The 12,032-nt window shown below is 38.9% G+C and carries 14 protein-coding genes; 8 read left to right on the top strand and 6 right to left on the bottom strand.

Translation table 11 applies throughout. The annotated features are described in order from the left end of the window. The first annotated feature begins 7 nt into the window (after window positions 1-7). A complete protein-coding gene (trmL, locus tag MKX47_RS16535) occupies window positions 8-481 on the top strand; it encodes a tRNA (uridine(34)/cytosine(34)/5-carboxymethylaminomethyluridine(34)-2'-O)-methyltransferase TrmL (protein WP_340776408.1) in 474 nt (157 codons plus the stop codon). Window positions 482-530: 49 nt separating this feature from the next. Here trmL and MKX47_RS16530 read toward each other — a convergent pair whose 3' ends face one another. Continuing rightward, window positions 531-1,298: a sporulation protein gene (locus MKX47_RS16530; protein ID WP_340776405.1), complete on the bottom strand. Its 768-nt coding sequence runs from the start codon at window positions 1,296-1,298 to the stop codon at window positions 531-533. 109 nt (window positions 1,299-1,407) lie between these two features. Then, window positions 1,408-2,295: a VOC family protein gene (locus MKX47_RS16525; RefSeq protein WP_340776404.1), complete on the bottom strand. Its 888-nt coding sequence runs from the start codon at window positions 2,293-2,295 to the stop codon at window positions 1,408-1,410. A gap of 381 nt (window positions 2,296-2,676) precedes the next feature. Between MKX47_RS16525 and MKX47_RS16520 the strand changes: the two genes are divergently transcribed. Beyond that, window positions 2,677-2,841: a multidrug ABC transporter ATPase gene (locus MKX47_RS16520; protein ID WP_340776398.1), complete on the top strand. Its 165-nt coding sequence runs from the start codon at window positions 2,677-2,679 to the stop codon at window positions 2,839-2,841. A 62-nt stretch (window positions 2,842-2,903) separates the two neighbouring features. On the opposite strand, the gene MKX47_RS16515 is transcribed toward MKX47_RS16520, so the two are convergent. Then, window positions 2,904-4,520 (bottom strand): long-chain fatty acid--CoA ligase, encoded by a 1,617-nt coding sequence (locus tag MKX47_RS16515; protein ID WP_340776396.1) that lies wholly within the window; start codon window positions 4,518-4,520, stop codon window positions 2,904-2,906. A gap of 223 nt (window positions 4,521-4,743) precedes the next feature. Here MKX47_RS16515 and MKX47_RS16510 point away from each other — a divergent pair, with 223 nt between their 5' ends. Next, window positions 4,744-5,574 carry an aldo/keto reductase gene (locus MKX47_RS16510; protein ID WP_340776393.1) on the top strand — a complete coding sequence of 277 codons (831 nt, stop codon included), beginning with the start codon at window positions 4,744-4,746 and terminating at the stop codon, window positions 5,572-5,574. 33 nt (window positions 5,575-5,607) lie between these two features. Further along, window positions 5,608-6,159 (top strand): acyl dehydratase, encoded by a 552-nt coding sequence (locus tag MKX47_RS16505; protein WP_340776389.1) that lies wholly within the window; start codon window positions 5,608-5,610, stop codon window positions 6,157-6,159. 47 nt (window positions 6,160-6,206) lie between these two features. On the opposite strand, the gene MKX47_RS16500 is transcribed toward MKX47_RS16505, so the two are convergent. From MKX47_RS16500 to MKX47_RS16490, 3 genes are read right to left on the bottom strand one after another with little or no spacing between them, the layout of a single operon-like run. Beyond that, window positions 6,207-7,040 carry an RluA family pseudouridine synthase gene (locus tag MKX47_RS16500; RefSeq protein WP_340776386.1) on the bottom strand — a complete coding sequence of 278 codons (834 nt, stop codon included), beginning with the start codon at window positions 7,038-7,040 and terminating at the stop codon, window positions 6,207-6,209. 60 nt (window positions 7,041-7,100) lie between these two features. Further along, window positions 7,101-7,571 carry a thioredoxin family protein gene (locus tag MKX47_RS16495; RefSeq protein ID WP_340776384.1) on the bottom strand — a complete coding sequence of 157 codons (471 nt, stop codon included), beginning with the start codon at window positions 7,569-7,571 and terminating at the stop codon, window positions 7,101-7,103. Between the two features lies 1 nt (window position 7,572). Then, entirely contained in the window at window positions 7,573-7,998 is a 426-nt protein-coding gene (locus MKX47_RS16490; RefSeq protein WP_340776382.1) for a disulfide oxidoreductase, read from the bottom strand. 295 nt (window positions 7,999-8,293) lie between these two features. On the opposite strand from MKX47_RS16490, the gene MKX47_RS16485 reads away from it, so the two are divergent. The 4 genes from MKX47_RS16485 (at window position 8,294) to MKX47_RS16470 (ending at window position 12,022) form a co-directional block, all read left to right on the top strand. Beyond that, window positions 8,294-8,797, top strand: coding sequence for a sigma-70 family RNA polymerase sigma factor (locus MKX47_RS16485; RefSeq protein ID WP_340776378.1), 504 nt, complete (start codon window positions 8,294-8,296; stop codon window positions 8,795-8,797). Continuing rightward, window positions 8,797-10,080 (top strand): DUF4179 domain-containing protein, encoded by a 1,284-nt coding sequence (locus MKX47_RS16480; RefSeq protein WP_340776376.1) that lies wholly within the window; start codon window positions 8,797-8,799, stop codon window positions 10,078-10,080. The genes MKX47_RS16485 and MKX47_RS16480 overlap by 1 nt, the downstream gene beginning before the upstream one ends. A gap of 166 nt (window positions 10,081-10,246) precedes the next feature. Further along, window positions 10,247-11,359, top strand: a complete 1,113-nt coding sequence (locus tag MKX47_RS16475) for a GAF domain-containing sensor histidine kinase (RefSeq protein ID WP_340776375.1) — start codon at window positions 10,247-10,249, stop codon at window positions 11,357-11,359. Window positions 11,360-11,371: 12 nt separating this feature from the next. After that, window positions 11,372-12,022 carry a response regulator transcription factor gene (locus tag MKX47_RS16470; RefSeq protein WP_340776372.1) on the top strand — a complete coding sequence of 217 codons (651 nt, stop codon included), beginning with the start codon at window positions 11,372-11,374 and terminating at the stop codon, window positions 12,020-12,022. The last annotated feature ends 10 nt before the right edge of the window (window positions 12,023-12,032 follow it).

The following is a 12,032-nucleotide window of genomic DNA, read 5'->3' as shown; positions in this document are numbered from 1 at the left end:
TAAAGAAGTGCCAAACCATATTGTTTTATACCAACCGGAAATTCCAGCAAATACAGGGAATATCGCCCGTACATGTGCTGGTACGAACACATCGCTCCATTTAATTCGTCCATTAGGCTTTTCAACAGATGATAAAATGTTAAAGCGTGCAGGACTTGATTATTGGGAGCATGTAAACGTTGTATATCATGATTCATTAGAAGATTTCATTGAATATAGTAAAAATGGAGATGTGTATTTAATCGAAACGTATAGTGACGAACCTTTCACAACGCATGATTTTAGCGATACAACACGTGATATTTATTTCATGTTCGGTCGTGAAACAACTGGCTTACCGAAGGATTTTGCACAGGAGCGTGCGCAAATGTGCCTACGCATCCCACAAAGTGATCATGTCCGTTCTTTAAATTTATCGAATACTGCGGCTATCGTAATTTATGAAGCATTACGTCAGCAAAATTATCCGGGCCTAAAATAAGGAAAAGGAAGGTGCACATCTTTAAATATGTGTACCTTCCTTTATTTGGTTACCGCATTTTACTTTCAATGGCATCTGCCAATTTTGCTTGAATATTATCATTTTCGAATAATGTTAAACGGATAAAGCTTTCGTCCATATTAAAGGCCTCGGATAGGAAGCCACCAAGCCCACGTGCACGACGGTCGACTTGTATTAAAATTTCGACAGAACGCTCTGATTGCTCTAAAAATACAATTTCTAATTCATCTAGATACCGGCGATACGTGTTGTTTGTCGCTGTAAATTCGAATTCTTGTACAATTTTTGTGCGATTGCGTAAGTAGGAAGGGGCTTGCTCAGTATCGACTTTGCGTAGACGGAAGCCTAAATTTTGAACAGCTGATAAAACAGCACTCGCTAAACGCGTCGGCTGAATATCAAGAAAGTCCTTGTCGCTCGGATCAATGGCATTTTTAATATCTAAGCCAGTATGAACCCAAACGCGTGAGTTCCCAGTTGTAACTGGAATAATTGATGGTAAATCGAATGAAAATGGAATTTCACGTTTTTCATTAGCCTGAATTGTGAAAGGCTCATTAATTTTAATATTTTGTAATGCTGCTTGATCATTGATTTTTTTGTCATCCACTTCACGAATGAAATTGGCGTACAGTGTTAAATAAATGGCATCGATTTGTTGCTCAGTATTCCCACCGACAATTTCGACAACACCTGTAACCTTTTCGTTAATCGTGTAGCTTGATTTGTGTAATTTTGTATCTACTGTAGCTGCACCAATACCAACACTCGCTAAAACTTTATTAAATAGTGACAACCGTATTCCTCCAATGTATTAATTGATTTATTTACTTTATACGAATCAAGTAAAATAAAGTTTCGAAAAAAGCAGAAGAAAATAAAGATTTCCTTCTGCCCCTCGTTAATTAGTTACCTTCAATTGTAAACACGATGCGTAAGCCATTTGGATCGATAGTTGAAAAGACTTGCTTGCCACCGAATTGAGGTGCGGCCACAAATTGCTCCACCACATAGTCATTATCACGTAAGCTTTGTTTTACGGTTTCAGCATAGGCTGCATCTTTTAAAACAACCGTAACGGATTTTAATCCAACCATCTCCTCGGTTGGTGCATGGCCATTGTTGCTATTCCATGTGTTTAAGCCGAAATGGTGATGGTATTTCCCTGTTGAAATGAATAATGCTTGCGCGCCAAAACGTGTGACAACCTTATAATCTAAAACATTTGTGTAAAAATGCTCTGATTTGTCTAAGCTAGCAACGGATAAATGCACATGCCCCATCACAGTGCCAGCAGGGAGGCCGTCCCATTTACCATCAGCCGCAGCTAAAATTGGTTGGAAGTTCAGTTGTTCTGTGACCATATGCACCTGCTCACCCTCAGACCAAGTCCACTCTGATTCATCACGGTCAATGTAAATCTCGATCCCATTACCATCTGGATCATTTAAATATAAGGCTTCCGAAACATCATGATCCGCTGCGCCTAAGCGTACATTTAAATTAACAAAATGCTGTACGATGTTTCCTAAGTCCTTACGAGAGGGTAATAGTAAAGCTAAGTGGTAAAGCCCAGTGAAGCCAGGTTGAAGTGGTGCTGCATTTGGAACTTCCACAAGTGATACTAAGCTTGTTTGACCATCGGCTGTTAAATAAGCTTCCGTTTCTGTTTGTTTTAGAACTTTAAAGCCAATAATAGTTGTGTAGTATTCGATAGAACGGGCTAAAGCTGAAACCTTCAATTGAACATGAGATGAATATAAATTTGGTTTATGGTGAAAATGTGTAGCCATTGTATAATTGCTCCTTTTATATGCTTGTTTTTTATAAGTAACTTACTTTATGTAACTAATATAAATTGTAGGAGTAAAATTGTCAAACAAAAAAGACAACTGTGTATAAAAACACAATTGCCTTTTAGTGAAAGCTAGCTAAAATTAGTTTTTAGCTTTAGCGAATGGCTTGTTGTCGCCGTCATAACCAGCTGTGAAAATAGCTGTTAAGAATGCTACACAAACACCAAGAATTAAAATTAATTTCATGGAAGTATCCTCCTCATGTGTTAATTGTCTCTTTTTTCAGTATAGCATAAAAAATGGCTATGAATACTTAAATTTATGACAGAAATGGTTCTAAAATGGAAAGGTATTGAAGAGAATAGGAGGGTGTATTTTATGACAAAACGAGAAGAAATCGTCAATGGCAATATGGCTAATTCAATGGAGGAGCTGCGCTTACTTGGCAAGCAAATGGAAAATATGCGTGATGAGCAACAGCTAGAAGAAACCAATCGAATTGCAGACCCACAGCAATTCGATGATGAAGAAGAAGGGGATTGAAATAAGGCATAAAGAGAAGTCCGTTATCATTGGAGATAGCGGACTTCTTGCATTCTTGCTTTTTAAGTTGTTGGGATTTCGTAGTCTTTTAAATCCTCACGTAATTTGGCTTTTAAGAATTTACCAACGGATGTTTTTGGAATCTCCTTCAAAAATACTACATCATCTGGAATCCACCATTTTGCGACCTCTTGTTCAAGTGAGGCAAGGAGCTCATCTTTTGTAGCAGTAGCATCCTCTTTTAAGACAACACAAGCGAGAGGGCGCTCCTGCCATTTTGGGTGTGGCATAGCGATAACAGCTGCTTCAAATACAGCAGGGTGTGACATGAGGGCATTTTCTAAATCGACGGAGGAAATCCATTCCCCACCAGATTTAATTAAGTCCTTTGTTCGGTCAGTAATTTTAATATAGCCCTCTTTTGTTAAGACCGCGATATCCCCTGTATAGAGCCAGCCGTCACGGAATGCTTCGTTTGTACGTTCATCTTGATAATAGCTAGATGCAATCCATGGTCCACGTACGCGTAGCTCGCCCATCGTTTCGCCGTCCCATGGTACAGGACCGTTTTCATTGACGACTTCTGTTTCGATTAATGATGCCGTTAAGCCTTGTGTAACGCGCATATCTAACAACTCATCTGCACTATAGTGATCCATTTCAGAAGTAGGGTGCGACATACTGACAAGTGGTGAAGTTTCCGTCATGCCGTAAGCGTTTACATAAGGTACGCCGAGCTTTTCGATGTAGGCCTGAATTAAACCTTTCGGTGAAGCAGAGCCACCTGAAATAATTAAGCGAATGGATGACAGATTGCGCGGCTGCTTTTCCTGTTCGGCAAGTACACCGAGCCAGATCGTTGGTACACCGGCAGTAATTGTTACGCCTTCTTGCTCCATTAAATCCAAAATAATGGCTGGTGTCATCATCGGACCTGGTAGGACAATATTGGAGCCAAAATTAAGTGCTGCAAATGGGAAGCCCCATGCATTGACATGGAACATCGGCACAATTGGAAGTGCGACATCGCGCTCCGTTAAAGCGAATGATTCGGCAAGACCGAGCGCCAAGCTGTGCAGGACAATGCTACGATGTGTATAGACAACGCCTTTTGGCATGCCTGTTGTCGCAGATGTGTAGCACATACCTGCCTGTAAATTTTCGTCTAAGTCTTCAGGGAATACAAAGTTTTCATCCGCTTGCTCAAGTAATTGCTCGTAGCTATGCACATTTGGGAAGGATGATTCAGGCGCTACATTGTCATCACTCATGACGATAATATGCTTGACCGTTTTTAAATGGCCAAGTGCAGGCTCGACTAATGGGAATAGATCGCCATCAATTAATAAAATTTCATCCTGTGCGTGATTAATAATATAAATAATATGCTCGGGTGCTAAGCGGATATTGATTGTGTGTAAAATGGCGCCACTACACGGAACCGCAAAGTATGCTTCTAAGTGGCGGTGATGATTCCATGCAAATGTACCAACCTTCGTACCGCGTGTCATACCGAGTTTTGTTAAAGCATCTGCTAAGCGATGTGTACGTTTTACGTAATCTTTAAAAGTAATGCGATGTGTAGTTGTCGTGCTTGTACGTGAAATGATTTGCTTGTTTGGAAAGTATCGTGCTGCTCGCTTTAAAAATCCTGTCAAAACTAACTGTGTATCCATCATCATTATCCACTCCTAAACAAAAGTAATAACTTACTATAGAACTCTAGTTGAAAGAATTTTCTGTAAATAGAATTATACAAGACTATAGCCATTCTATCTACCAATTATATGCAAATTGGATAAAAATTTTGTTTTTGAAGAAACGTCAGTAGTGAGAAAATTTTGGTAATACATAATAGGAATAATGCTATAATAGAAGGAAATTAAAACCGAGGTGATTTATATGAATTTACAATCAACAAAAACTGTAGCGAATGGTATCGAGATGCCGAGACTTGGCTTAGGTGTTTATAAAATGACCGATCGTGATGAAACCTTGCAGGCCATTACGACTGCTTTAGATCTAGGCTACCGTGCGATAGATACAGCGGCTCTCTACTACAACGAAGAAGAAGTGGGGGAGGCGATTCGTCATTCGTCAGTCGCGCGTGATGAAATTTTTGTCACAACTAAAGTATGGAATTCGGACCAAGGTTATGACAAGACATTAAAAGCGTTTGAAACGTCACTGAAAAAATTAAATATGGATTATGTCGACCTGTATTTAACGCATTGGCCAGTAGAAGATAAATTTGTGGATACGTATCGTGCGATTGAACGCTTATATGATGAAAAATTAATTCGCGTAACTGGTGTATCGAATCACCATGAGCATCATCTACAACAGCTATTAGCAAAGAGTAATATTGCACCAATGGTTAATCAAGTAGAATTACAGCCTTACTTAAATCAATCTGAGCTACGCGCATTTTGCAGGGAGCATAATATTGCCGTTACAGCATGGTCACCACTGGGGCGTGGACATGTACTAAAGGACGAAACGATTGTACGCATTGCCAATGAATATGGTGTAACACCTGCACAAGTCATCATTCGCTGGCATTTACAAAATGATGTCATTGTTATTCCAAAGTCAGTAACACCATCACGTATTAAAGAAAATAGTGAAGTATTTCATTTTGAATTAACGGAAGCGACAATGCAGGAAATCAATGCCTTGAATCGCAATGAGCGCTTCGGACAAAATCCAGATAGCTTTAAGTTTGACTTTTAACGAATAAATTCACATTTCATGGGGGATGAGATGATGTTTAAAAATTTTTCACCGGGGTTATTTTTCGCGATGGCTGCCATTACCATTTTGATTTTTACGCCATATATCATGTTATTACAACCGATGTTTCAAAGTTTTTTTTTCGTAAAGCCAGAAGATCAAGATGTATTTCTAATAAATCCAATTACCTTACGTCTTATTATAGGAGCCAGCCTCGTTTTTGGGGTGATGTTTGGCTTATTAGCGTATAAGCGTACAAAAGTAATTTATGGAATTAGTCTTTTGTTACTTGTAATTGGTGGCAGTATGGCCTATTATTCGACGCAAAACTATTTGAAAATTAGTAACGAGCAAATTGAGCGCAATTTTTTATGGATGAATGATCAGTATGAATGGACAGAGCTTTCGGAAGTGTACTATGAATATGTCGTAGGAGCGAATAAAGGCGAGGTAAAGTTGATTACAAAGTCGGGGGATTCGTTTGTTATTAAGGAAAAGGAATTGAATTCCAGTGCGAAAAGCTATATTTATCAATACTCAAATCAAAACGGCATACCGTATATAGAGCGCGAAAAGCTTAATTAAAAAAAGGGACGAGAAACCGCATCATGCATTTCTCGTCCCTTATTTTATTATATATCCTTTACAACAACATCTTCATTTAAAAATGGGTGTGCAAAGGCTAATTGAATGGCGTGGAGTGCATAGGTGCCGGCTGCAGTTTCGCGCGCGCCGTATAGTGTATCGCCAACGATTGGATGACCAATATGCGCCATATGCACACGAATTTGGTGAGTGCGACCCGTTTCGAGCACAACATGCACAACACATGTCCCTTTGTAGCGATTGACCACTTCATAATGTGTCACAGCATTTTGTCCATTTGGTGCAACAACGCGGCGTGTATTATGGTGGCGGTCTTTACCGATCGCTGCTCTAATTGTGCCATTATCTGTTCGAATATTGCCCTGTACCTCGGCTGCATAGGTGCGGACAATTGATTTTTCCTCAATCATGCGGTCGAAAATGGACTTTGCAATCGGATGCTTTGCTACAAGTAATAAGCCGTTTGTCCCTTGATCTAAACGGTGTACGTGCTCTGCATAATGCCCCCCGTTGTCAACGATGTGACGCATGACATAGTTCATACATGTATCGCGGTCGGTTGGCTCGTTCGGATGTGTTGCCATCCCTTTTGGCTTGGATACAATTAAGCAATGTTCATCCTCATAGCGAATATGGACATCACAAGTTTGCGTTGGGATGTAGTTGGAAGCAGGAATTTCAAAGTTAAACTCAATTTTTGTCCCCTTGTCAAAAGGTTCCTTCCACATAATCGGCTCCCCGTCGATTGTTACTGCTTTTTCCATCCGTAGCTCGTGTACCAACTTTTTGCCTAAGCGCCATTTGTTGCGTAGTAAATCTTCTACGGTTTGCCCGTTTTCAAAAATTGTATATGTGAACATGTCTATTTTCCTCCAAATGAAAAATCGTGCTTATAATAAAGCACGATTTTGAATATCTTCTTATTTTAACACAACATCGTTAAAGAATTGACGCGTAACTTCATTGGATGCATCACCTTCAACACGCGCAACCTCTTCACCGTTTTCGAAATAAATCATAGTTGGTGTTGCTGTAATATTGTAAGTGTTCCAAGCCTCTTGGTATTCTAATACGTTTAATTGGTCGACGTGGATATCTAATTCTTCAGCAATTGGCATCATTTTTGGCGTATAGTTCATGCAATGTGAACATTCTGGACTGAAGAAATAACCTACAACCCCTTCACCTGAAGCAATTTTATCTGCCAATGCATCTGGTAAAATGATGTTTTGATAATTTTTATCGCCTAGTAAATCAATTGTCGATTGTCTTAATTCTTCTGTTTCGTATGGATTATCTTTTAATTTGTCTGCATTTTTCATGTTTGTTAGGACGATAATTGCAGCAAATAATAAGACTACAACTGCGCCAACAATAGCGAGCTTTTTCATGTTATTTTTCCTCCTTTAAAACCTTTAACATATAAAAACTAGTTGCCGCAATAATGACGAATGCTGTTAATGCTAAAAATGGAATCGTAATAAAGCCTAGCCAGTTAATATATTCGCCCGTACATGGCACACGACCACATGAAGGGGATGATTCTTGTAAAAAATCAAGCTTTTGTATGCTGTAATGGTAAAGGGATGTTGCCGCCCCGATACAAGAAAATACAGCTGTTGTTAATGCGATTTTTGCATTTTTTTGGATGTAAGCAATGGTCGAAATAAGGACGATTGGGTACATGATGATGCGTTGGTACCAACAAAGGGTACATGGTTCGTAGCCTCGTATTTCAGAAAAATACAATGATCCAAGTGTCGCTGTTAATGAAACGACCCAAATCGTGAGTAAGGCATTTTCAAGTTTTTTTGACATTCCTTTTACCTCGGGTTTCAAAATTTAACCTGCATTGATTATAGTTTGAATTCAAGGAAAAATCAATTATATGGAAGAGGAAATAGCGAACAAAGTCATATTATGAAAATGATATGGTTGCGTTTTCTAGCTGTTAATAATCTACTATTTATAAGATCGCTGTCCTAATCGGTATCGAGTTGAGTATTTAAAATAAGTTTACAAAGAATTCTGCTATTGTAAAAGAAGGCGAGATTTTTAGTGGATTGAACGAAATGTATATTTGAAATGTCTAATACATAAAGGGGGGCTGAATTTGGATGAGCAGCAGTTAATAAAAAGTGCCATTGCAGGAAATGAACAGGCCATTGTTACACTTTTAGAACGTTATGAAGAAGGCTTTTATAAAATTGCTTTTGCCTATTTAAAAAACGAGCATGATGCAGTAGATGCGATCCAAGAAATGACGTACCGTTGTTTGAAAAAAATACATACCATCAAGCAACCCGAATACTTATACACTTGGTTAATACGCATATTAATTAATATTTGTTTAGATATGAAAAAGAAACAAGCGCGCTATGATTTAAAGGAATCAATAGAGATAGCAAGCGAAGAGACACATCCATTAGAGCTAGCTGAAGTCATTACCGAGCTTCCAATGGAACAGCAGGAGCTTATTTATTTACGCTATTTTAAAGATTTAAAAATGAAGGACATTGCACAAATCCAACAAGTTTCCGAAGGCACAATTAAATCGCGTTTGCATTATACAATACGAAAACTGCGCGGGCTATTAATAGAAAGAGGTGAGCGATAATGGATGACAAATTAAAAAAATATTTAGAAGAGCTGAACACGCCCCATGAAGCATTAGCACAAGCAAGGGAGCGTGCGTTACGAATAAAAAGAACAGAACAAAAAAGGCGAAGAAAATGGGCGATTTCTTTTGTAGCAGCTGCTGTTATTTGCTTATTTATTTTATCCATTCGTGTTTCACCGACAATTGCCTATGCAGTAGGTAAAGTTCCAGGCTTACAAACGATTGTAGAACTCATTACGTATAATAAAGGCTTTGAGGATGTTTTAGAGCATGGCTATAATGAAAAAATTTACGCTACCACTGAGCAAGCGGACATAAAGGCAGTCATTGAAGAGGTTGTAGCGGATGAAACCGGGATGTTTATTATGTATCGTTTAAGTAGTGAGCAAGATTTACGGCATTACAAAGATATGCAAATTGAAGTATTTCAAAATGGTGAACAAGTAAAAGCGGCTGTGACGTATAGTAATTTTATCGATGAAGAGACATATGAATTTGCGAATACAATTGAAATTGCTTCAAGTGAAGGCATGGACTATAGTCAACCAAATTTTGAAGTGCATTTCAAGTTAAAGGATGAAACAATTCACGTTCCATTTACATTAAAAAATGAAATTAAGAAAGCGAAAGTTTATACATTAAATGAACAGTTAGAAATTGAAGGGCAACGATTTACAGTAAATGAAGTTCGAATTTCACCGCTTCGTGTAGGCATCGAAATTTCAATCGACCCAATGAATGATAAGCGTATATTAAGTTTTAATTCGCTTGAACTATTAGATGAAAATAAGGAGGTATGGGGAAAAATTTCGAATGGTATTTCAGGAGCAGGTTCAATGGATGAGCATACGATGACCCATTATCTACAAAGTAATTATTTTAGAGAGCCAAAATCATTAACATTAAAAATTGCTGAAGTGGAGGCATTACCAAAAGGAGAGGACTATATAGAAGTCGATTTTGAAAAACAGCAAGTCGTCTTTGCACCTAGCTTTATTGATTTATCGAAGGTGGAAGTGTACCCAATGCAAGTGCGAGTACAATATAAGCCTGGCAATATGAAGCATCATCGTCAACTATTTGGTAATGCTGTTGATGCGACAGGTGAGCAGCCAAGCATGAGAAGCTCTTCTATGTCAGACATGGAGGATAACCATCACGAAGCGACAATTAGCTATGATTTAGACAATGTTCAAAATCCAATTAAAATTTATTTCTCTAGCTATCCGACATATTTAAACGGAACAGCGGAAGTAACGATTCCATTGCAAGTTGAATGATTGTTAATAGTAGCAGCCATTTCATTCGGCCTTTATAGCTATCCATGTCCTCGATGTTTCTCGCATCGGGGATTTTTTCATTCAAAAGTATGAAGAGAATACGGTACGCGGATATTTATGGGCATGATATGATAAAAGAAAGAGCACTGAAAAGGGACGAATGCTAATGACGAATAACCATTCTAATATTGCCATATTAAAAGAAATTGCGGAGCTATTAAACGAAGAAACTGAAATGATTCCGATGTTAAATGGCGCTTTATCAAAATTTCTAAGTGGTACAAAATTTGAAACGGGCTGGATATTTTTTATCGATAAAAAGGGGAAATCTGAGCTTGTTGTGAAGCAAAACTTACCAGACACACTGAGCTATAATGATTGTCAGCATTTAAAGCGCGGCGGTTGTTGGTGTGTGTCGCGTTTTCGCAATGACGAATTAAAAAAGGCGTCTAATATTATTGAATGCCAACGAATTGAAGGGGCAATTGAAGAGAATGTGGGGGATCATCATGACATTACACATCATGCGACCGTGCCACTACAATCAGGACAGGAGCGTTTTGGCATTCTCAATGTGGCATCACGCAATACAGTCCGCTTTACCGAAGAAGAGCTCGATTTGTTGGAGTCGGTCGCTTTTCAAATGGGCTCCGCGATTAAGCGCATCTATTTGACAAATGAGCAACAGGAAATTGCGCTTGTTCAGGAACGGAATCGATTAGCCCGGGACTTGCATGATTCAGTGAACCAGCTGTTATTTTCAGTTACGTTAACGGCGCGGGCAGGGATTGAAATGACAGAGCAAGAGGAGTTAAAAGAAACGTTTAAAGATATTCAGCAGCTTACGCAAGAGGCTTTAACGGAGATGCGCGCCCTTATTTGGCAATTGCGTCCAAAAGGTTTAGAGAGTGGGCTAATTGAAGCGATTAAAGTATATGCAGAAATGCTGAATTTACAATTATCGGTCAATGTTGCAGGCGTTATTCAATTGCCATCTCGTGTGGAGGAAACGCTATTTCGGATTGCACAAGAAGCACTTAATAATGCGCGAAAACATTCTGGCGTATCGCAAGTTCAACTATTTGTGAATGTAACAGCAACGGATGTATTGCTTGTTGTAAAAGATGCTGGACAAGGCTTTAACGTTGAAGCTATTCAGGAAATTCCATCTATTGGAATTCAGTCGATAAAAGACCGTTCGCACGCGGTAGGTGGAACGGCCGATTGGGTAAGTGAAATTGGTAAAGGGACAGAGCTATTAGTTCGCTTGCCATATTAAGGGGGAGTTACAATGATTCGTGTATTAATCGCCGATGATCATCATGTGGTACGACGTGGGTTATTATTTTTCTTAAAAACGCAAAAGGATATTGAAGTTGTTGGGGAGGCGAAAAATGGTGTTGAAGCGGTAGAGCTTGTTCAAAAATTAGAGCCAGATATTGTGCTAATGGATTTAGTGATGCCAGAAATGGATGGTATTCAAGCGACTAAAAAAATTAAGCATAAATGGCCAGACATGAAGGTACTGATGCTGACAAGCTTTTCTGATAAAGATCATGTGCTGCCCGCAATGGAAGCTGGGGCATCAGGCTATCAATTGAAGGATATTGAGCCAGATGATTTAGTGGAATCGATTCGCCAAATAATGCGCGGCGAAAATACATTGCACCCAGAGGCAACAACACAGCTAGAAGAAGGTTTACGAGAAGAGGAAAATAAGCCCCATATTATAAATCCGCTAACACCGCGTGAGCAGGATGTACTAGCAGAGCTTACAAAAGGGAAAAGCAATCGTGAAATTGCTTCCTCTTTATATGTAACGGAAAAAACGGTGAAGACGCATATTTCCAATATATTCACAAAGCTACAAGTACAAGACCGCACGCAAGCTGCCTTGTATGCAGTAAAACATAATTTAACGGAACCAAGTGAAAACGCCTAATAAAAGAAGC

Origin of the sequence: Solibacillus sp. FSL R7-0668, from assembly GCF_038006205.1 — a bacterium.
Lineage (GTDB): Bacteria > Bacillota > Bacilli > Bacillales_A > Planococcaceae > Solibacillus.
The sequence above is the reverse complement of the archived record's forward strand: the minus strand, read 5'-3'. Positions and strand labels throughout refer to the sequence as shown.

Bases quoted from the DNA above. Each gene is read 5' to 3' on its own strand.
- MKX47_RS16525 (WP_340776404.1), bottom strand. From the start codon at position 2,295: ATGGCTACACATTTTCACCATAAACCAAATTTATATTCATCTCATGTT.
- MKX47_RS16520 (WP_340776398.1), top strand. From the start codon at position 2,677: ATGACAAAACGAGAAGAAATCGTCAATGGCAATATGGCTAATTCAATG.
- MKX47_RS16515 (WP_340776396.1), bottom strand. From the start codon at position 4,520: ATGATGGATACACAGTTAGTTTTGACAGGATTTTTAAAGCGAGCAGCA.
- MKX47_RS16510 (WP_340776393.1), top strand. From the start codon at position 4,744: ATGAATTTACAATCAACAAAAACTGTAGCGAATGGTATCGAGATGCCG.
- MKX47_RS16505 (WP_340776389.1), top strand. From the start codon at position 5,608: ATGTTTAAAAATTTTTCACCGGGGTTATTTTTCGCGATGGCTGCCATT.
- MKX47_RS16500 (WP_340776386.1), bottom strand. From the start codon at position 7,040: ATGTTCACATATACAATTTTTGAAAACGGGCAAACCGTAGAAGATTTA.
- MKX47_RS16495 (WP_340776384.1), bottom strand. From the start codon at position 7,571: ATGAAAAAGCTCGCTATTGTTGGCGCAGTTGTAGTCTTATTATTTGCT.
- MKX47_RS16490 (WP_340776382.1), bottom strand. From the start codon at position 7,998: ATGTCAAAAAAACTTGAAAATGCCTTACTCACGATTTGGGTCGTTTCA.
- MKX47_RS16480 (WP_340776376.1), top strand. From the start codon at position 8,797: ATGGATGACAAATTAAAAAAATATTTAGAAGAGCTGAACACGCCCCAT.
- MKX47_RS16475 (WP_340776375.1), top strand. From the start codon at position 10,247: ATGACGAATAACCATTCTAATATTGCCATATTAAAAGAAATTGCGGAG.
- MKX47_RS16470 (WP_340776372.1), top strand. From the start codon at position 11,372: ATGATTCGTGTATTAATCGCCGATGATCATCATGTGGTACGACGTGGG.